Annotated in this window: 16 protein-coding genes; 7 read left to right on the forward strand and 9 right to left on the reverse strand. The window is 56.9% G+C overall.

Translation table 11 applies throughout. The features are described from left to right. Positions 1–168: 168 nt before the first annotated feature. Positions 169–1095 (forward strand): DUF3137 domain-containing protein, encoded by a 927-nt coding sequence (locus tag GGR27_RS08680; protein ID WP_320060349.1) that lies wholly within the window; start codon positions 169–171, stop codon positions 1093–1095. 117 nt (positions 1096–1212) lie between these two features. Here the strand turns inward: GGR27_RS08680 and GGR27_RS08685 are convergent, their stop codons facing one another. After that, positions 1213–1809: a hypothetical protein gene (locus GGR27_RS08685; protein WP_168037027.1), complete on the reverse strand. Its 597-nt coding sequence runs from the start codon at positions 1807–1809 to the stop codon at positions 1213–1215. Positions 1810–2091: 282 nt separating this feature from the next. On the opposite strand from GGR27_RS08685, the gene guaA reads away from it, so the two are divergent. The 3 genes from guaA to GGR27_RS08700 all read left to right on the forward strand — a co-directional run bounded on the left by guaA (position 2092) and on the right by GGR27_RS08700 (position 6370). Then, the gene (gene guaA / locus GGR27_RS08690) at positions 2092–3636 is read left to right on the forward strand and encodes a glutamine-hydrolyzing GMP synthase (protein ID WP_168037028.1); all 1545 of its coding nucleotides are present in this window, start codon (positions 2092–2094) and stop codon (positions 3634–3636) included. 146 nt (positions 3637–3782) lie between these two features. Continuing rightward, positions 3783–5309 (forward strand): ABC transporter substrate-binding protein, encoded by a 1527-nt coding sequence (locus GGR27_RS08695; RefSeq protein WP_168037029.1) that lies wholly within the window; start codon positions 3783–3785, stop codon positions 5307–5309. Between the two features lie 158 nt (positions 5310–5467). Continuing rightward, entirely contained in the window at positions 5468–6370 is a 903-nt protein-coding gene (locus GGR27_RS08700) for a histone deacetylase family protein (RefSeq protein ID WP_168037030.1), read from the forward strand. A gap of 134 nt (positions 6371–6504) precedes the next feature. On the opposite strand, the gene GGR27_RS08705 is transcribed toward GGR27_RS08700, so the two are convergent. From GGR27_RS08705 to GGR27_RS08725, 5 genes are all read right to left on the reverse strand, one after another. Then, a complete protein-coding gene (locus GGR27_RS08705; protein WP_168037031.1) occupies positions 6505–7065 on the reverse strand; it encodes a hypothetical protein in 561 nt (186 codons plus the stop codon). Positions 7066–7277: 212 nt separating this feature from the next. Continuing rightward, the gene (locus GGR27_RS08710) at positions 7278–7757 is read right to left on the reverse strand and encodes a sterol desaturase family protein (protein ID WP_168037032.1); all 480 of its coding nucleotides are present in this window, start codon (positions 7755–7757) and stop codon (positions 7278–7280) included. Positions 7758–7890: 133 nt separating this feature from the next. Beyond that, on the reverse strand, positions 7891–8976 hold the full coding sequence (locus GGR27_RS08715; protein WP_168037033.1) for a proline iminopeptidase-family hydrolase: 1086 nt from the start codon (positions 8974–8976) through the stop codon (positions 7891–7893). Positions 8977–9153: 177 nt separating this feature from the next. Further along, positions 9154–11706, reverse strand: a complete 2553-nt coding sequence (locus GGR27_RS08720) for a M14 family zinc carboxypeptidase (RefSeq protein WP_168037034.1) — start codon at positions 11704–11706, stop codon at positions 9154–9156. Positions 11707–11940: 234 nt separating this feature from the next. Beyond that, positions 11941–12393 (reverse strand): fasciclin domain-containing protein, encoded by a 453-nt coding sequence (locus tag GGR27_RS08725; RefSeq protein WP_168037035.1) that lies wholly within the window; start codon positions 12391–12393, stop codon positions 11941–11943. Between the two features lie 544 nt (positions 12394–12937). Here GGR27_RS08725 and GGR27_RS08730 point away from each other — a divergent pair. Beyond that, entirely contained in the window at positions 12938–14035 is a 1098-nt protein-coding gene (locus tag GGR27_RS08730; protein WP_168037036.1) for a hypothetical protein, read from the forward strand. Between the two features lie 117 nt (positions 14036–14152). Here GGR27_RS08730 and GGR27_RS08735 read toward each other — a convergent pair whose 3' ends face one another. Then, positions 14153–15037: an alpha/beta hydrolase gene (locus GGR27_RS08735; protein ID WP_168037037.1), complete on the reverse strand. Its 885-nt coding sequence runs from the start codon at positions 15035–15037 to the stop codon at positions 14153–14155. Positions 15038–15049: 12 nt separating this feature from the next. Next, complete coding sequence (locus GGR27_RS20040) at positions 15050–16414, reverse strand: peptidoglycan DD-metalloendopeptidase family protein (protein ID WP_168037038.1); 1365 nt, start codon at positions 16412–16414, stop codon at positions 15050–15052. 282 nt (positions 16415–16696) lie between these two features. Here GGR27_RS20040 and GGR27_RS08745 point away from each other — a divergent pair, with 282 nt between their 5' ends. Then, entirely contained in the window at positions 16697–18661 is a 1965-nt protein-coding gene (locus tag GGR27_RS08745) for a LysM peptidoglycan-binding domain-containing protein (protein ID WP_168037039.1), read from the forward strand. 118 nt (positions 18662–18779) lie between these two features. Then, the gene (locus GGR27_RS08750; protein ID WP_168037040.1) at positions 18780–19889 is read left to right on the forward strand and encodes a CNNM domain-containing protein; all 1110 of its coding nucleotides are present in this window, start codon (positions 18780–18782) and stop codon (positions 19887–19889) included. A gap of 258 nt (positions 19890–20147) precedes the next feature. Here GGR27_RS08750 and GGR27_RS08755 read toward each other — a convergent pair whose 3' ends face one another. Beyond that, positions 20148–21110 (reverse strand): ATP-grasp domain-containing protein, encoded by a 963-nt coding sequence (locus GGR27_RS08755; protein WP_168037041.1) that lies wholly within the window; start codon positions 21108–21110, stop codon positions 20148–20150. Positions 21111–21177 lie beyond the last annotated feature (67 nt).

Genomic DNA, 21177 nt, shown 5'->3' on the forward strand with positions numbered 1-21177 from the left:
GTCTGGAGTCTGAGGTCTACAGTCTATGGTCTACAGTCTATGGTACCTCAGACCATAGACCCCAGACCACAGACCATAGGTTGGTTGGTTACCAAGCAAGCCATGTGCGGGACAAAGGATAACTTCACCCAGAAATCAGGCTAAAAAATTACCGAGCTATTGCCCACCGTGCCCCGAATCGACGAACTCCGGTTGTACTACAACACGACCATCCGCCCGGAACTGCTCCGGTTGGAACGCTTGCGGCGGCAGTTGATCCGTGAAATCATTATTTCAGTGATCTCAATGGTCGCCGTGGTCGCGCTGTTCTTCGTGCTAAATTTGGGCTTTCTGGTCCTCATCCTCGGTGTGCCCATCATCTTCTACCTCGGGACGCTTTACTTCCGCGCGGAAAAATTTCGCCAGGCGTTCAAGCCCGCTATCGTTAAACTGCTCCTAGAATTTCTGAACCTCTCCCCAAATTTTCAGGACCTCAGCTACGACGCCACCAAATCAATCAACCAGGACCGCTTCGAACGGAGTGGCCTGTTCCGCCCGACGCCCGATCTGTACCACGCCGAAGACTACATCCGGGGCATGGTGGGGGAAATGGCTTTCGAGATGGGGGAGGCGTACGTGCGAGAAATTAGCCCGGCGAGCACCAAACTGCAAGCTGTCTTCAGTGGCCTGTTCGTGCACGCCATCTTCGGGGAGCGGACGACGGGGCGCGTCGCCGTCTGGCCAAAAACCAAGCTTCGTCGCCTCAAACGCACGGTCGATGCCTACGTCGCCAAGGGCGGGCGCAACGCCGACATAGAGATTATGAATCCGCAATTCCGCGAGCGCTTCGCCGTCTACGCCCACGGCGGCACCCACGTTGCCGGCATCCTCACCCCGCCCATGCAGGACGCGCTGGTCGACTTCGCGCTGACGCAGGAGAACGAGTTGTACTTCGCCGTGCACAACCAGGACTTATTTATCGGGGTCGCCCACGATTATGATTTGCTGGAGCCGAGTTTCTGGCGGCCGAACGTTTCGTTCGGCCTGGTCCGGAAGTTCTACACGGACATTGTTTTTATGCTGGAAACCATTCAGGTTTTTGACCAGAATCACTAGAGGGGGTTAGACGGCTGTGCCTTCAAGAGGTAAGACGACTTTGGCGCTTAGGCTGCCGTACGTGGAGGTGCATCACTCCTAAATTCGATGCGCCTTCACAATCTTATTAAGGTCTACTTATTTACAACTCGTGTATTCGACGAGGTGGCGCAGGCCTTTACGGAGTGCCCGCACGCTCATCTGGTCTTCCTCGTACCACAGTTCCCACCAGGCGGAGTCGGCGTCGGCGTTCAGAGAACCATTGACGGTGATGGTCTTGACTTCTTCGCCCGTCTCCACGTCGTAGAGTACCAGGTAAGCAAAGGCTTCCCGCACGGAAGCTGCGGGGAAGCCTAATCCGGGCACGGCCTCCGACCGGCCGGGGCCGAATTCGGTAAAAATGACGTAATCGAGGTCAGTGTGGGTAGCCATGTAGGTGAGGTTATCCTCCGTCAGTCGATCGCCGTAGGGTGGGGGCGGGATGGAAGTCCACTGGAGGTCGGCTTCGGAAAGGACCAGTGTCGTCGGGCATTTTGTGAGGCGGCCTAGTTCACGTAGTTGCGTTTTGAAGGCTTCGTCGGTATTGACGTAACCGCGGGGGTCGAGAACGCCAATTTTGGTGTCGGCGATCCCGAGCGCTACTTTATCGTAGGTACCCTGGATGCGGTATTTGCCGCGGTGGAGGCAACCGGAGAGGCAGAGGGTAGAGATTATCAGGACGAAGAATACTTTCACGAATGGTGGGGTTAAGGCTTAGCCGCAAAGATGTGGGACCGAATGCCGTCAGCGTCCCTGCTGTCCCATTTTTAGCGTGAACTTAACTCGGAAGGCGCCAAAAGTTAAATTTTCTTGCCAAACCACCCGGCACCCGCCCCGATAGCTAGCGGGGCGCAAAAAAAGATCTACTCCAACACCGCGCAACACGTCCAATGAGCGGCAGCCCCAAAAGCAAAGCGTCTGAAAAGCTGAGGGCGACCTAAAAGCGCAAAGCGCGTCGAAAATATTACCTTCGCGCCCATGACCGAAAAAGTACTCATCCTCGACTTTGGTAGCCAGTATACCCAGCTCATCGCCCGCCGGATTCGCGAACTGAACGTGTACAGCGAGATCGTGCCGTACAACAAGGTGCCGGAGTTGGACGACAGCATCAAGGCCGTTATTCTCAGTGGTAGTCCTTTCTCAGTCCGTGAAGACCGCGCCCTGCACCCGGAGCTGGATCGGTTGATCGGTAAGAAGCCAGTGCTGGGCATTTGCTACGGTGCGCAGTACATCGCCCAGGCCCACGGCGGCCGCGTGGAACAGTCCGTAACGCGGGAATACGGCAAGGCAAACCTCGGCAAAATCCACCAGGCGAACGGCCTTTTTGCCGGCCTCGAAATCGGTAGCCAGGTGTGGATGAGCCACGGCGACACCATTAAGGCCATCCCCGAAAATTTCGAGCTGCTCGCCAGCACGGCCGACGTGGAGGTCGCCGCATTCGGTAGCAAACCCGGCGCCTTTGACGAGCCGGTGTTCTGCATCCAGTTTCACCCGGAGGTCTACCACAGCCTCGACGGTAAAAAGTTACTCGAGAACTTCGTGATCGACATCGCCGGCTGCTCCGGCAGCTGGACGCCGGCTCACTTCGTCGACGAAACGGTAGCGGGACTACAAGAAAAGATAGGAGAAGAAGACCGCGTCCTCCTCGGTCTGAGCGGCGGCGTCGACAGCTCCGTAGCCGCAATTCTTCTCCACAAAGCCATCGGTGACCGGCTATTTTGCTTCTTCATCGACAACGGTCTGTTGCGCAAAGGAGAATTCGAAGAAGTCCTCGCCAGCTACGACGGCATGGGACTGAACGTCAAGGGTATCGACGCCAAAGAAGAATTTTATGGCGCGCTCGCGGGTGAAAGTGATCCCGAAAAGAAGCGAAAGGCAATTGGCAAGACCTTCATCGACGTTTTCGACCGGGAAGCCAAAAAACTCACGAACATCAAATACCTCGCTCAGGGGACAATCTACCCGGACGTGATCGAATCCGTCAGCGTTCACGGTCCCTCGGTGACGATCAAGAGCCACCACAACGTTGGCGGCCTACCGGCGAAGATGGGCCTGAAGATCGTAGAACCCTTGCGATTCCTGTTTAAAGACGAAGTACGCCGCGTCGGCACCGAAATGGGCATGGCCGATCACCTGATCAAGCGCCACCCCTTTCCCGGCCCCGGCTTGGCGATCCGCATCCTCGGTGACATCACCCGCGAGAAAGTGAGCATCCTCCAGAAAGCCGACGCGATCTACATCAACCTCATGCGGGAATACGGCCTTTACGACCAGGTCTGGCAAGCCGGCACGATCCTGCTACCCGTGCAGACCGTCGGCGTGATGGGCGACGAACGCACTTACGAGCAAGCCGTTGCGTTACGGGCAGTGACTTCTACGGACGGGATGACGGCCGAGTGGAGCCACCTGCCCTACGATTTCCTCGCCGCGGTGAGTAGTTCGATCATCAATAATGTGAAGGGTATTAATCGCGTTGTTTATGATATTTCTACCAAGCCGCCGGCTACTATTGAGTGGGAGTAGGTAAGCTTATTAGGCGGTAGGTAGTAGGCGGTAGGTTCCAATCGTCTAGCGTGTGGTTCCTTGTGAGCGATTGAGTTTCAGCGTGTGGCATTTTATTTTTTAGCTGGATGGGGTTTACCGCCAGCTTTGAAACAACGATAGTAATTATGATTAAATCGATTTTTACCTTCTCGAACAGCCTATTTTTAATGGCATTGTTTGTGCTCAGTTTTGCGTCCTGCGACGCGCTGAAACCCGCTACCTCACCCACCAGGGATGACAAGCGGACGGAGGACCGACGCGCCGGCAACGACGACCCGGAAGATCTCGACCCCATCCAGAGCCGCCGCGTCTACGACCCCGAAACCGGAACGTACATCAACGTACAGAACGCCCCGACGGGCCGGATGGATACCGTGCAGTGGACGACGACCCCGGAGGATCAGCAGCCACCGATCGTCGATAGTCAGGAGGATGCTTACGTACCACCAACCACTACCAACCCCGGCACCTCGGCGCCGGCGACGCAAATCGGCTCGGGCAACAATGGCTCGCGCAAGTTGAGCGGTTATAACATCGAAGTAGCCCTGCCATTTCTGACGAGCCGGTATTTCGGCAGCGAGGACAAAGTCGACGACAATTCTCTCTGGTCGCTGCACTTCTACTCTGGTGCGAAGATGGCGCTCGACGAAATGCGCACCAGCGGTGGCCTCAACGCTGCCTTCAACGTCAAGGTGCAGGACACCAACGCGGACGCAACGCAAGCCCGTAGCTTGACGGAAAGTGCAGATTTTAATTCCGCACAACTAATTATCGGCCCCTACGTGAAGGACAACGTCGGCATCATGGCGGAAGCGGCCAGGGGCAAAGAAACGGTCGTGGTTAGTCCTTTTTCTGCGGGGACGGGCGTCAGCGCCCAGAACCCGAACTACATTCAGGTCAACCCGACCCTGAACACCCACCTGCGGAACATCATGCAACACGCGGTTTCCACTCAGGGCGCTGACCGAATCATTTTGGTGACGTCCGGTAGCTCCGCACAGAAAAGTCGCCTGGTGGCCCTGCAGGAAGCGTACAAAATGATGGAGAACGACCCGGCTACGGCTGATCTGGAAGAAATCACAATTAACCTCAATTCCAATCCTGACCTGACGCTCGATCGGTACCTATCCGACCAAAAAACCGTCTTCATCGTTCCCGTTTACGAGGACGAATCCTTCGTCGCGAACTTCCTCCGCCGCCTGTACACGGACACGCGGGAAGACTTTGGCCGCAACGTGGCGGTTTACGGACTACCCCAGTGGGTGGATTTTACGCGCATCAACTTTGATTACTACGAAGGGACGAACGTGCACGTGAGCGCGAGCGTGTTCGTCGATAAGCTGGACCCCGCCGTACGGAGTTTCCGCCGTGACTTTTACGGCCGCTTCGCAACACTACCGCGCGACGAGGCCTTCGTGGGTTACGACGTGACGCGGTATTTTCTGCGGATGCTGGCGGAAAACGGGACGAAGTTTCAGTACGACCTACCGAATAACCCCGAAGATTTGCTGCACACTAAGTTCAAGTTTGCACCGGTGGTCGACACGCCCGCTGGGCAGCCCGCGGTGGAGAATGCGCCGGTCGATCGGTTCGAAAATTCTTTCGTGAATATTCTGCGATTTCGGGATTATACTTTTCGGCGGGTTAATTGAGTTTCCGAAGGTTTGCCTCCTCCCCGACTGAGTCGGGGGAGGAAGAGAAAGGAAGAAAAAGAGGGAGAGACGTAAATTTTTATGCTTCTTTTACTTCCTACACTTCTTCGTCATCTTCTGGAAACCGCCGGAGGCATGTAAAGAAACGCCAGAACCAGTTGATGAGAATCGCCTTTAGTCCCACCTACCGCTACACGTTACCCGCGAAGCACCGCTTTCCGATGGATAAGTATACGCTGCTACCCGAGCAGTTGCTGTACGAGGGGACGATTACGGAAGCTAATTTCTTCGCCCCAAATCCACTACCGGAAGAAGCTATTTTGCGCACCCACACGGCGGACTACTGGCACAAACTCAAAACCAACACGCTGAGCGTTAAAGAAATCCGTGCGATCGGTTTTCCGATGCGGCCCGACCTGATCGCACGCGGGCGCGTCATTGCCCAGGGGACGCTCGACTGCGCCCGGTATGCTTTTCAGGATGGCGTCGCCCTCAACATCGCCGGCGGTACGCACCATAGTTTCGCGGACCGGGGGGAGGGGTTTTGTGTCTATAACGACATCGCCATTGCCGCCCACGAATTGCTCCACACCGGCGAAATACGGAAAGCCATCGTCATCGACTTGGACGTGCACCAGGGCAACGGAACGGCGAAAATCTTCGAACGTGACGACCGCGTCTTCACGCTAAGTTTTCACGGCGCGCGGAACTATCCCACGCGCAAAATGACCTCGGATCTGGACGTTGGCTTCCCGGACAAAACGGAGGATGCCGCCTACCTGGCGAAACTCGAAGAAGTATTACCAACCCTGCTCGATCGGGAACAACCGGACATCGTGTTCTACCTCAGCGGCGTTGACATTTTAGCCACGGACAAGCTCGGTCGGCTGGCCTGCACGATCCAGGGCTGCAAGCAGCGCGATAAGTACGTATTCGAACAGTGCGCGCAAAGGGGACTTCCCGTAGCGGTGAGTATGGGCGGCGGATATTCCGAGCGGCTGGCGACGATCATCGAGGCGCACGCAAACACATTTCGGATGGCGGAGGGTGTGTTTGGGTAAGGGGTACTGGGTATTAGGAATGCGAAGGGTTGTGATTACGCGCTGGGTTGACAATGTCGTACCGGTGTTACGGTCGCCCTCGTCCCCGCACGGGGCGCTACGGATGGTGCTGCCCTCGCGCTGAAACCTTAACCCTAACTGAGATAAATAACCGCCCCGCCAACCAACAATAGTACCACCAGAATTAGCCACCAGGGCATCGAGTTATCCCGGTATTTCGCTACGATTTTTTCCAGCGCTTCGTCCCAGGTCAGGCGCGAGCCAATGTGCTCGACGGCGTAGAAAAGGTACTTGTTCGTAAAGTTAGCTTCGTTGCCGTGGCGCTTCAGAATGAGAAAATCATTGTCCAGAAAAGCCAGTTCGTAGAGAAAACTATCGCGGTACAGGCTTTGCCCGATGATGATGCGCTTGGGGGAAACGATCTGGTGAGAAAGGGAGTCCATCGCCCCGTCGTTCGCGATCTGAATTTCCCCACCCCGGTTGAAGCGGTGCAACTGTACGATCGTATCGCCCGGGTTATCCGTCATCCGTACCCAGTTGTTCTCGTACAGGGGGCTGTCCTCGGCCGCGAGTTCCGGCTCGCTGAAGGAGCGGACGGCGGGCAGGATCTCCTCAATCATCTCGTGCATCGAGGTGTACTCGGGCAGTTTGAGGTTGAAGGGTTCGGCGATCTTGTCTAGTAAACGATCATCCACGGGGGTAGTCTTTAGTCTAGGGTCTGTGGTCTAGGGTCTGTGGTCTAGAGTCTTTGGTCTAAAGTCTCTGAGCTAATGTTTTAGTTTATAAAAATAATTACGAAGATACAATTCAGGTGGGCTAATTTCTACCGCCTACCGCCTACCGCCTACCGCCTACCGCCTACCGCCTACCGCCTACCGCCTACCGCCTACCGCCTACCGCCTACCGCCTACTTCTTGTCCCAATCCTTCCGCCGCCCGTAATACTTCTCATCCACCACGAGTAGCCCAAAACTCTCCGACCCTTCTTTTTCCGTAAAAACATGGTGGTGACCGTGCGCCCGCAGGATCGCGCGGCTGTATTTATTATCCAAATGCGTAAACCACTTGAACCGGCGGTGAATGTACACGTCGTGAATCAAAAAATAGATCAGGCCGTAAATGCTAATGCCCAGTCCGACGAACGTCAACCACATCAAGCCGGGCGTACTCAGGCCGATCCAGTAGGAGAGCGCGCTCGGCACGGCAAAAATGATAAAAAACGCGTCATTCTTCTCGAAAAAGCTATCGTCCTCGTGGTCGTGCTTGTGGTGGTCTTCGTGCAGGAACCACAGCGCTCCGTGCATAAGGTACTTGTGCGCCCACCAGGCGGTGAACTCCATGGCCGCCACGGTGGCAATTGTGATACCGATGTAGAGCAATACGATCATAGTTGGAGAAACGAACAGTGACGAAGAATGTTGAAAATTTACCGATCATTGAGTATTCCCCCCCCCGACACGCCGGAGCCGTCCTTACTCTTGTCTCTATACTCTCACCTCTTTTCTCTTATTTCCCAACTCCTTACTCCCTCTCCTGAAGCCAATCAATCAACCCCGCAAAATAAACCGCCTGGTCATCGTAAAAACTCATGTGGCTACCGTTCGGGCAGTGCAAATGACTACCGTTCGGAAATTCATCCGCGATCTCCCGCATGTGCTCCGGGTCCATGGTGTCGTACTGGCCGCCGATGGTGAGAACGGGGATGGTGATCTTCGGCAGGTCCGCCCGGCGTTCCCAGCTGGTCAGACTCGCACCGCCGCGGATACCGAATTCCGACGGGCCCTGCATCTGTACGTAGATCTGCCCGTTGGCGTGCTCGAAGGCGCGATTGACGGGTTCCGGCCACTCGGCCATCGGCATACGCAAAACGTGCTTCGGGTAAAAGTTTTCGGAGATCATGCGGAAGTACTCCGGATTGGCAAAATCCCCTTTTTCTTCAAAAGCTAAGATGCTGCTTAGCGTATCCTGATCGAGTTGCGGACCGAGCACTTCGTCGGCGTACTTGTTGTACGCGCTGACGGACACCATCATGTTGGAGATGATGAGGCCTTTCATCTTGTCCTGGTGTTGTAGCGCATATTCAAGTCCGAGAATACCGCCCCAACTGTGGCCGAGGATGTAGAAATTATCCGCGCCCAGGTCCAGCGCCTGCCGTACCTGTTCCACTTCGTCCACGAAGCGGTCGATCTGCCAGAGGCTGGTATCGGTCGGCTGGTCGGAGAGCCACGAGCCGAGTTGGTCGTAATAAATGTACTCGATGCCGGCGCCGGGCAGGAAACCGTCGAAGCACTCGAAGTAAGCGTAGTTGACGCCGGGGCCGCCGTGTAGGAGCAGCACTTTCGTCTTCGGGTTATTCCCCACGCGTTTCGTCCACACCTTAAAGTCACCGCTCGGCGTCGTAATTGGGATCATCCGCACCCCGCCGGCGAATTGCGCTTCCGGGTCATCCGAATAATCGTGGTAGTCGGCGAGATTTAGGGGGTTGCCCGTAACGTCTTCCTGGGCTTGGGCGCGGTCGCCCCGACTGAGTACGGGACTTACTACCGCGTCGCAGGTGCAGAGTAGGGTGGTGAGGGCAAGAAAAATTAGCGTAATAAGTAAGCGCATAAATAACTTGATTTGGACGAACTAAGTAGTTAAATTACTTGAGGCTCTTAGCGGACTAACCGGATGTGTGCCGTGTCCAACAAAGAAACCTTGCACCCGCGACCGCGCAGGAAAAGTCATTGGTCTATGATCTAAAGTCTAGATTCGCCATACTTAAGACCACGGACCACAGACTAATTACTCCGTAGCCCACGAAGATATCGTATGACCAAACATCACCGCGTTCATAAACAACCGATTCGTCCCGTACCAGAACGCCCGGAAATTGGGGTTGTCCGCAAAACTAATCACCCGCCCGCCGCGGTAGTTACCCACGACGATGCCCGCCGTGCCGCCCAGCGCCTCCTCAAAACCGCGCGGCGAATACCCGCTTAGTAACGAGTTCGCCCCGTAGGTAAGTGGCGAAGCGTACAGGTTTTCGGGCAGGTCAAAAAGCAACGTACCGCGCTTGAACACCGGAATATCCGCCCGGCGCAGGCCGAACATCAGCGGGTGCGTTAAGTCCGCTCGCGCCTCGAAGATCGAACCCCCGAGCACCTTGCCGCCGCCGTCGCGCGAGTACCGCGCATAAGGCCGCCGCAACGTATCGGCCTGATCCGGATCGTCGGCGTTGCGCACGGAAATTTCTGACAAGCCATTACCCTGCGCCCAGGTGCCCGCCCGCTTGAGGGTGATCAAAACGTGGTCGGGCCCGAGCCAGTCCTTGATGGCCTCCGTACCCCTGGTCCCCAGGTCACCGTAATTTCCGTCGACCATAATGATGGTGTTGTACCGGCTCAAATCCGCCCCCGCAACGTCACCGAGCGGAAGTTTTGTAACCGGGATTTCGAACCGCTGATCGAGCAGATGCCAGGCATCGGCTACTTCCAGACTGGCCGTCCCGCCCTCGACGAGAATGGCCACCTCCGGCTTCCGCAGCGTCTGGTAAGCCGACCGGCTACCCAGCATCAGACCCTGAGTTACCCGCCCGCTGCTCAGCGGCAGGAAGGGTAGACCGGTCTCCCGCTCCACGCGCTGCACGATCGCGTAAATCTCCTCGGGTGTTTGCTCCTGGTTGTTGGCTACCGGCACGACGATGGCGCCGGCACCTATTTCTTGTCCGTTGACGGAAAAAGCTTGGTCGCTAACCTTTACGATCAGCTCCTCGTCGAGCAATTTATAAAGGGCTTTTGCGGAATAGTAGTCGTCCCACGGAAGCAAATAAGCGTACTCGGCCCGGGCAACTGGCCGTATTTCGTTGGCCCGTGCCGTCCCGCCCGTGTCCATCCAGTTACCGCCGCGCGGAACGCCGCCGCTGATCTTTTCGTAGGGCAGGTTGAAAGCGTAGGGAAGCACGAAAGTGGAAACGTCGTAGAACAAACTGTCCGTAAACTCCGAGATCGGTTCGAAAAAAGCGCGGCTCGCGGGCGTTTCCGTGACGAAAAACTCGGTTACCTCCCGCCCGTCGCCGTTCTGCTGCACGGGAATTTGGTGACGGCGGATGATGTCCATCAGCTCGTTAGCGCGGCCCTGGTCGCCGTCGGCCTGGACGAGATACCCGGCGTTACCACCGTCAAAATTCGTGTTGAAGTCGCGCTGGTAGGTGAGCAGATCGTTGCGCAGTTCGCCAAACGCGGTGAGCGTGCTCAGCGCGGTGGCTACTTGGTTGCGGACGGTAAAGGCAAAGCTGAGCAATCCGTTATCCGTTTCCTGGAGGTGGCCGCGCGAACTGGCCTGTTCGAAGAGAATGCCGACGCAGCCGTGAATGTCCGGATAGGTGGAGCCCTTACCGTAGTAAAAGTCATCGTAGCCCTCGCCGGAGTAGTACAGCGAGCCGATCTCGTCGAGCGCCGCGGCGTGGTATTCGCCGATCTTAAAGGTAAGCCCCTGGTTCACTTTTGGCGTCATCGGGTGGACGCGCGTCGGCTCGCCGGGCATGAAGAAGAAAGTGGCGTCCTTGCCCATCTCGTGGTGATCCGTGAGGATGTTCGGCTGCCACTGGTGGAACTGCTCGATGCGCGCGCGGCTCTCCGGGTGCTGGACGGGCAGCCAGTCGCGGTTGAGGTCGAACCAGTAGTGATTCGTGCGGCCGCGGGGGTAGGCTTCGTTGTATTCCCGGTCGTTCGGGTCGGCGGTCAGGGCTTTGTTTTTGTGGCTATTGGCCCAGCTGGCGAAGCGATTGAAGCCGTCCGGGTTGTAGCAAGGGTCGAACAGCACGATGTTGTCGTCGAGCACCTTGGCGACGGCGGCGTACGGCGCGGCGGCCAGGTAGTAGGCCACCAGCGGCGCGGCGTTTCCGCCACTCGGCTCGTTGCCGTGGATGCTAAACCCCTGGTAAAGCACGGCCGGCACGTCGTCGATTTCGTTGGCCTTTACGCCTCCGTTGCGGACGTTCCAGGTCGCGTGTTTCGTGCGGAGTTCCTCCAGGCGGCCCTGGTTGTCGGGGCTCGTCACGATGAGGTTCAGCAGTGGCCGTTGTTCGTAGCTTTTTCCGATCACCTCCAGTGTCATCCGGTCGCTCTGGCTGGCGAGCAGTTTCACGTAAGCCTGCTGTAGATCGTGGCTGATGTGCCAGTCGCCGATCTGCCAGCCGAGAAATTCTTCGGGGGTGGTGATGGCCGGGTCGTAGGCTAGGTCCGGAAGGTAGTAGGTGAGGTCTTTGGAATCTCCAGAGTTCGTTGTTTGGGCCCGGATTTGGGCGCTGGCGCTGGTGCAAAGGAGGAACGCTATAAAGCAGAGGTACTTAGTCATGGCGGCTGGCTGAATTTTGGAACGGGAAAGATAAGCCCCCGTACGGTAGCCACTGGCCGGCTTTAAAACCAAAAATCCGACACCCCCTCCGGTAGCGACGCTGCAGCGTCGCCACCAAAGGGAGCGTCGGATGTACCGATAAAATAGGGTGACCGGCCGCATGGGCCTGGCCATTCGAAATAGGTTAGATGGTCATTGAAATCCGCACGGGGCGAATCGGAGAGGAGACCGCTATTAATCAACTAACTCGGAAAGGTCGAAACCCGGTGGCAACAGTACCCGATCGATCAGGTAAACGACGCCGTTCGAGCATTCGATGACTTCCCCTAGCGTAGCTCCCCCATCGGAGGCGCGCGTAGCCGTGTCGGAAGCCCCCTGCTCACCGCCCTCCAGGAGGTGGTAGGTAAGAATCGTGCGGAGCGAAGAAACATTCTGCGGATCCAGCAACTTAGCCATCGTTTCCGACGGGATGCTCGCAAAGGCGTCATCAGTCGGGGCGAGTAAAATAACCTCCCGATCCTCGGCGAGCGCGGTCGATAGGTCAGCCGCGTCCAGCGCGGCGTATAAAGTAGTCGTAGTGCTGTCGGCACTCAACGCATCGGTAATCGTGGGGAGCGCTTCCTGGGCGTGCAAGCCTGAAGACGCAAAGCCGGTAGTAACCAGCAGAAGAAAAAATAAGGATCTCATGTCGTTGTTGGTTTAATGACGATGAAACCGGGGTTTGTCCTATAATTCGCGAATACAAAAACTTAGTTCGGGGGTGTTAACCGTTTTTACGGGGATAGATTGCCCGCGGTGTTGTTTGTGGACAATTAATTATGGAATTTAACTTTTACGGCCCACCAGTGGGGTGGGCGTCCGAAGCTTAACCCCGCACCCGCGGCCGCGCCACGGGGAATTTTGGTGCGAAATTGCCTATCCGCGTTCCGTGCAAATACCGTTCACAAAAATCAGGGACGTCCAGCGAATCAAATAGCGCAACTTATGTTAAATTTGCCACCCCGGTTGCGGCTGCGCGACCGGCACACAACAACACCCAGCTTTGCCGCAGTGCGCGATTATTGCGGGATCATATTTTCGTACGGCCCTTCCACCAGATTCAGTAATTAGTTAATTCTTTCGCCTGATTTGTCAGCCTTGGCACCAGCACGTTTTTTTAGCGTCGTACGCATAATTTAATTTTCCCAAGTTCACTCCAACACCCTGTCTTAGCAAACCACACCGTCGAATTATGTCACGCAAATCAATCCCAACTAATGGTGTTGAAACACCCAACTGGCGCTGTCTTCTCCTCTGCTTTGCCGCCATCATCGGCTTAGAGGTTTTCTACTTGAGCGAGGCGGTATTTGCCGTGGAGCGCCTCCCCGAGCTATCCTTGCCCTACTTAATCCGTAGTGGCGTACTCCTGGCCGCTACGGCCGTGGGTGTTTGGGGCTTTGTGTACGGTCGGTCCCCTAAGTTTCAGATCAGCCAAAGCCCCGGGCCCTGGCCGGAACGACTGAGTACGGCGGTAGTCTTGCTGGGCACATTAGCCTGCCTGGCCTTGTTTACGGTCTTTCCCCGACTATTCAACGTGTTGTCCCGGGAGGATTATCCGGTGGAGTGGGGGTCGGCATTGCTCCTGTTTGCTAGTAGTTTTTTGGCCGCCTACGCCCTGTTTGCTAATCCTTTAATCAAAGCGCAGTCGCCATTCTTGAAGTTTATGCTGGGCTTGCTCTCAGCGGTGTTTTTCATCATCGCCATGGAAGAGATTTCCTGGTTCCAACGGGTTATCGACATCAAATCACCCGAATCATTCGCCGGCAACGCGCAGGCGGAAATGAATCTGCACAATTTTGCCACGAACGAGATTGAATACATCTACTACTTCTGCGCCTTCGGCTTCCTGGTTGTTCTACCGTTTCTCCGCTTTGCCTTCCCTTCCCTCGGGCGGAACCAATTCATGAACCTGTTCGTCCCTAAGCCCTACGTAGCCGTGGTCGGTGCGGTGGCCTGCGCCTACAATTACGACATGTGGAACAGCGTGCTGACGCAGTTCGCTTTTTTCTCCAGTACCATCATGCTGTGCTTTTTCGCCGCAAATGCCAGTCTGCGGAAAGACCGAATTATTGTTGTCGGCGCAATCGCGCTGTTGGTAACGAGCCAACTGGTTTTCTTAATTAACGGGAGTAACTTCGGTCGCCTCTGGACGATTACGGAATACAAGGAATTTTTCATTCCGCTGGCTTTTCTCGTCTATTCTTGGGACGCCTTCATCAATCCCGGACCGGTAGGTCTGCTTCCGGCGGGGAGCTCAACTTCCGGTAACCCGCAGGCCAAGTATGTCTAACGTCACCCTTTATTAACTGATGTTACGCAGATTATTTCGCCTCATAATCCGGTTGCGTAAGGTCAGTTACTAACTAACAAGCTCCCATCAGCGCCCACCGCTGACAAAGTGCTTTTGCTAAAGCGCAGTCAGCATTTTCCGGAAAAATCCGTACCAGACCTCTTTATACTCGTTCCCCCCTCGCTCCCACAGGTCCGCGTGGTCCCCGCCCGGCACGACGTGGAATGCTTTATCGGCCGAACCCAGCGCCGCGAAAAGCCGGTGCGCGTGATTAATGTTGATGTTATTGTCCGCATCCCCGTGAATCAGCAAGACCGGCTGCGTGATCTCCGCCACCGCATCGACCGGGCGAATGGCGAAGGGCCGGAAGCCAGCGATTTTGCCCGCATTGCCGAGTAGCCGATCCGTCAACCAGCGCGGTACCCAAAAGCCGGCCATACGGATACCGTACGCGTGGGTGATGTCCGGCAGGGTTGAAAAAGTGCTTTCGATCAGGCCAAAGCGTAAGCGGGCGTCGGCCGCCAGGCTCTGTAAAGCCACCGCTCCACCCATGGAATTTCCGTAGATGCCCGTCGGGACGTGCGGCGTGCGTGCGTCCAGCCAGTCCAGACCGCGGCTAACGTCCGGCACTTCCCGGGCCCCAAAGGTCACGTAGGTTCCGTCGCTTCTGCCGTGCGCCCGCTGGTCCCACAACAGGATGTTGTACCCCATCCGGCAGAGCTCCGGCAGGAGGGGCAGGTAGACTTCCTTGCCGGAACCAATGCCGTGCAGAATGATCAGGTTAGCCCGCGCCGGAGTGGTTGCCGGGATGAAAAAAGTGTCGAGTTCGACAGCATCATCGACCCGCAAGCGGAACTGCTCGTAGGCTAATCCATAGTTGCCCGGGGTATCCGTCAGTTTTCTGCGGTAGGGTGTAATGATGACGTAGGGCAGCTTGCGCTCGATGAGTACGTAGGCGGCCAGGAGGGCCAGCAAAGAGAAAATACCGAGGGCGTAAAGCATTTTCCGGTCGGCTTACTTGGCCTTGGACTGATCGATGGCCTTCAGCTCTTTCATCCGCTCCAGGCCGCCCAGCATCTGTTGTTGCGTGTCCTGCGATGGCTGGCCGACCTTATTGAGCTCAACGAGGTAGGCATCGCGTTGGGTGATGAAGCTAGGCAACAAGGTGTCGGGCATAATCTTGGCGGAAGGAAAATTTAGCTTCGTGTGGTCGACCTGGCGGCCATTTTCCCAGAACCGGTAACAGACGTGCGGACCCGTAGCCAGGCCAGTAGACCCCACGAAACCGATCGTCTCCCCCTGGCGGACGCGGCTGCCCACCCGTTGCCCTTCCGCGAATTTTTGCATGTGCAAATACTGGGTCGTGTAGGTCTCGTTGTGCTTTACCTTGACGAAGTTGCCGTTGCCACCCCGGCGGCCGCGCTCGATGATGACCCCGTCGGCAACGCTCATGATGGGGGTGCCGTAGGGGGCCGCGTAGTCCGTACCCAGGTGGGCTTTGACGCGCCGGAGGACGGGGTGAAAACGCCGGCGATTAAACGCACTCGACATGCGGCTGAAGCGGAGCGGGGATTTGAGGAAAGTCGATTTCATCGGCTCCCCGTTCAGGCCGTAGTAGCCCGCCTGGGTGCTGTCCGCGCTTTCGTACCAGAAGGCGTAGATATCTTCTCCGCCGGAGCTGTAGCGGGCGGCGAGGACCTGGCCGGGGGCGGCTTCTACTTCGCCCTCGACCAGGCGTTTTTCGTAGACGAGCTGGAAGGCATCGTCCGGCTGGACGTGGTAGAAATCCACGCTCCACTGCAGGGCGTCTTCCATGCGGTCGGTGAGGCCGTGGCTCATGCCGGCGCCCGTCATGGCGTTCCAGAGGTTACTTTCGATTACGCCGCCGGCGTTGACGATTTCTGTTTCTACTGGCAGGGTCACCCGTTCGTCATCGCCGGTCCCCTGCAGGTCCAGCTTAACGTACTGGTAGATGCTGGGTTGGTAAATTAGGTAATCCGGGCCGTCGGTGTCCTCGTCGTTGAGCAGCGTATATGTTTTGCCCGCGCGGAGGCTGTGGACGTCGAAGAGGTCATTAAAAGTGTTCGAATAGTCGAAGCTTTGCTGGCTCGTCAGTCCGTGCGCGATGAGTAAGTCGGAGAGCGTCTGTCCGCTGCGGATGGTGTCGACGCGCTCCTGCAGGGTGTCGACGACTACGCCGTAGCGAAGGGTAGGCGGCACCATGGGGAAGGCTTGGGCGCTCAACGCGGGTGCCGGGGGAGTCGGGCTGAGCCAGGCGGATGCGGAGAACCCGATGCCCGCCACGAGGGCCAGGCACAGGACGAAGAGAACCACGGCGCGCTGTGGGTGGCGACCTCCGGTTTTGGGGGATAAATTCACGTAGCTAATGTTATAAAAATTCCAGTCGGGGTTGTTGCGCTCTAACGTCAGCCGGTAACAATCTGCGGCTCGCCCGGGTACGCAGGGCCGCCGCAAATATAACAAAGCTAAAGCACCTCCCGGCGCGCGTTATCTCGCGGGGAAAATTTAGTCCATAAAGGGCTATAAAGCATCTCCGCGTTAAAACCAGTGAAATGCGCCGCAAATATCTTTACTTTGTGGGGGTTCCCTACTGAACCGTTTTTTATATTACCGCACACGTTACTGCTTACTATACCACTTATGTACAGATTTATTTTGCTGCTCGCCTGCGCGATCTGCACCACCACTAGCGTGAGTGCAGAACACCTCTACATTCTCACCGACGGGGGCTGCGCCGACCGCGTCCGTTACCACCAGGGCATGACCACCCAAATGCGGACGGACTACTACGCCTACCACTTCCGCCTGGCGGACGGTAGCCGGCTAATGCTCGAGACCGGCCCCGAAGCCGGTACCGTACAAACTTACCTTCCGGTCGGCTCCATCGACTGCGACGACTCGCGTCTCGACGCCCGCCTGCTGAATCGTGTTACCAGCGGAACGGACCAAATCACTATCCTGCGCGTCGCCCTCAACGGGCAGTATTACGCCAGCCCGGTCATCTCCGGAAGTTTACTGTCCCACAAGGATGGCATCCTCAGCTACCGCTCTAAACTAGTCGATCTGCGGTTGGACGAGCAGTACGCACAAATTAATGACGACGTGACGGCCCGGTCTACTTCCGCGCGGGTTGTGTTTCAGGGTCTTGAAGACGGTCCCTGTGGTGGTGCCTTTCTCTTCCAGCAAGCCGATCCCCAGGGTGCCAATACGTTCATCAGTTACCGGATCTCTCCGCAGATCGGCCTCATGGAGCGTCGCCTCGGTAGTGACGGTCTGAGCGTTTCCGGTGGGGTAGTGGTCGCACGCGCCGTTAATGGCCGCCCGGTCCTCGATTATCTCGCTAGCGAGTGTCAGCGGCTGCGCGGCGGTTCGCCACGGATCGTAGCCTCCACGCCGGAAACCAACGTACAACAACCGCAGGGCGAAGTGTACGCTTCCACCACGACAACCTACCCCCAAACTTACCAAACCTCTACTCCCGTAAATACCGGTTACGGCAACAACCCGGTGGCACGGACGACCGTGATGGACCAGCCAGAATCTCGCGCCGCACTCGGTACAACTGCCCCCGTCGCTACCGGCCAAACCCATACCGTCGTGAAAGGGGAGACCCTTTACGCGATCAGCCGCCGCTACGGCACCAACCCCGCGGCCATCAAACGGCTCAACGCCCTGACGGGTAACACGATTTACCCCGGTCAAGTACTGACCGTTACCGGCACTGATTCCGCCCCAGCGGCACCCGCCTCACCTGCCGACCAAGCGCAAGTGTCCACCTACGTGTACACGCCGCCGGTGGCCACAGCTCCGGCTCCGGTTACCCAGTCCGCAGCTACTCCTGCGTACCCGAGCGGTGATAACACCACCGTCGTCAAGCCCGGTCAGACCGTTGCCAGCCTTGCCCTGACGTACGGCTACACGGAAGCCCGCTTCCGGCAGTTCAACAACCTCGGCCCCAACGACTTCCTTTACGCCAACCAGCGGGTGAAGATCGATCACTGCGACTGTCTCGCCCAGGGGCCACCAACTACCTACAATGACGTTCCGAACCAGCCGGTTATGCTACCGCCAACGCAGCTCAATCAGCCGGCTACCGCCGCACCTCAGGAGCAGCCACGGGCTTACGGTTCCGCGCCCGCGTACGCTTCCGTACCGCAAGCGGCAGCATCATCCGACGAGCTAAGCGGTAACCCGCAGGTGGGGACGGACTTTCAACCGAGTACGTACGGTGCACCTTCTTTTTCCACCAGCCCGCCCGTTGGGAATGCCGACGGTACCAAGCCCGACCCCCGCCCGTCCGCTAATGCTGCCTCCGCAACCTACCCGGCACCCGCGACCGCGCCACGACCTTACGGCGGCCCCGCTCGGACCGATAACGTTTACCTAGGTTCACCCCCGACGGGTGCTGCTTCCGCCGCCGGTCAGACTAGTACTGAAGTACCCCCGACCCCGGTGTACGCTCGCCGCAGCCACGTCGTACAGGAAAACGAGGACGTGTACATTATCGCCCGGGCGTACAACATGACGCCCTCCGAGTTACGCGCCATCAACGGCATGCGCCCCGGCGAAGTAGTTGCCCCCGCCCAGAAACTCTACCTGAATTAGAACACGACGGCGGCTCCTGCTTTTTAGCAAACGAGGCACGGCAGAGCGGCGACATTCGCTGACTTACCGTGCGTTGAATTTACTACAATCCGGCCCACACTCTTCGCCGTAACCGCTTATGGGAACCCTCCTGCTTTTTGCTTCAATTTCGATTGGATTTTCTTTTCTTTGCTCCATCTGGGAGGCCGTGCTGCTATCGATTACGCCCGGCTACGTGCAGCTAAAGCTGCAGGAAGGTGGCACGACGGGGGAGTTGTTGACGAAGTTCAAAAATGACGTCAACGCACCCCTCACGGCCATCCTGTCGCTCAATACCGTGGCGCATACCGTTGGTGCCATCCTCGTGGGCGCGAGTACCGGAGACGCTTTTGGCATCGATGCCGTCGCCTTCACGATTCCTTATTTCGATTACGCGGTTGGGTATGAACTCATCGTGTCCGTCGTCATGACCCTGGCCATTCTGATCCTTTCCGAAATCATCCCGAAAAACCTCGGCGCGACTTACTGGAAAACCTTGGCGCCCTTTACCGTCAAGTCGCTCAACATTATGGTGAAGATTTTCACCTGGACGGGCTTCATCTGGGTATCCGATAAAATTAAGAATTTACTGCTGCGCGGCGACGATCCGCACTCCACGGCACTCAGCCGGAGTGAGTTCATGGCCATGGCCGATGCGCAGACCGAATCCGGCGAATTGGCTAAAGAAGAGGGGCGTATCCTTCAGAACCTACTGATGTTCGACTCACTCACGGTGCACGACGTGATGACGCCCCGCACGGTCGTCGTGGGTGCTAAAGCTAACCTGACCGTCAGAGAATTTTACGAAAAGTACGACAACAGCCCCTTCAGCCGCTACCCGGTTTTTGGGGAGACGCGCGATAATGTAGAAGGCTACGTGCTTAAAGACATGATCTACAAGGCGATCATCGAAAAGCGGGACGATGCACCGATCAGCGAGCTGGCCCGGCCCATCCAGATGATCCCCCAAAATACGTCGCTCCACAACTTAATCAACATGATGCTGGAACGGCGTGAGCCCATCGCCCTCGTCGTGGATGAATTCGGCGGTATGGAAGGTCTGGTGACGATGGAAGATGCCATGGAAACCCTCCTGGGGCTCGAAATCATGGACGAGATGGACACCAGTTCGGATATGCAAAAGGTGGCGCGCGATCGCTGGCGAAAACGCGCGGGTGAGATGGGCATCGACGTTTCTAACGTCACGTAATACACTGAGCCTAAACATACTCGGAAAGCCCACGAACGTATCAGACGGTCGTGGGCTTTTTGTTTGCCGATTACTTAGTTTCTCTAGTCGGTATTCGGGCGCGGTCTCGATCCCGATAACTATCGGGATCGGGTGTACTAAGTATCAGATAGATACCTGGGAGCGAAGTTCTACCTATTCAACCTTAAACCAACGTAAAAGCCCCACCACCAAACGAATTGGCAGCGGGGCTTTCGGTATTTTAGTCGCAGCGAGAAACTACCGGCGGGAGTCGTAAGTGCCCGCAACGGATTGCTGGACGAACTTACCCCAGGTCAGGTTGCTCTTACCCGGCTCGTGCGCCTGCGCCCGCTCGATGGCGTAGCGCGCGGCGTGCTCGATAACCCACTCGAAGTTTTCCTCACCGACGCTGAATTTATCCGCGTCCGGCGCACCATTACAGAAGTCGATGGCGTAGGGGATGCCGTCGCGGATGGCAAACTCGACCGTGTTGAAGTCGTAGCCGAGCCAGTCGTTAATCTTAATGACGTAGTCGTGCATCAACTGCATCATCTCGTCGGATACGTCGTGGTGGCATTTGTAGCGATCCAGGAACTCGTTGCGGGGCTCATAGTGCATGATTTTCACGTACTTGCGGCCGATGCAGTAGCAACGGAAATAGCTGGTGAAGTTGACGTTTTCCTGCAACATCATGACCAGCTGGTCGGATTCGGCGTGGGCTTTCCAGAGGTCATCCGGGCCGTTGAGTTTATAAACGTTTTTCCAGCCACCGCCGTCGTGCGGTTTCATGAAGGCCGGCCAGCCGATGTAGTCGAACATGCTTTGCCAGTCGAGCGGGTGGGCCATGTTGGCAAAAGATTCGTCGGAAGTATCGGTCGGCTTTTGGTAGCTGGGTAGCAGGACGGTCTTGGGGACGGGAATGTCTAATCCACCGACGCTGAGGACGTTGTTGAAAAACTTCTCGTCGGCGCTCCACCAGAAGGGGTTATTGATCACGGCCGTGCCCGTGGCGGCGGCGTTCTTCAACATCGCGCGGTAGAAGGGCACGTCCTGGCTGATGCGGTCGATGATGACGGCGTAGCCGGGGTTGAGGCCCTGACCGACTTTGTCAATTCTGACGGGCTCGGCCATGATGCCGTCCACGTTTTTATCGTTGATGCGTTGGATGACGGCGGGCGGGAAACTGCGCTCGCGGCCGTAGAGAATGCCAATTTTTTTCATAGTGTGGGGGTTGGTACGGATACTGGCTTTTAAGCGTATTCAAGCAGGGTAATGTTTGTTAGGTAGG

Source organism: Neolewinella antarctica, from assembly GCF_011927835.1.
Taxonomy (GTDB): Bacteria; Bacteroidota; Bacteroidia; order Chitinophagales; family Saprospiraceae; genus Neolewinella; species Neolewinella antarctica.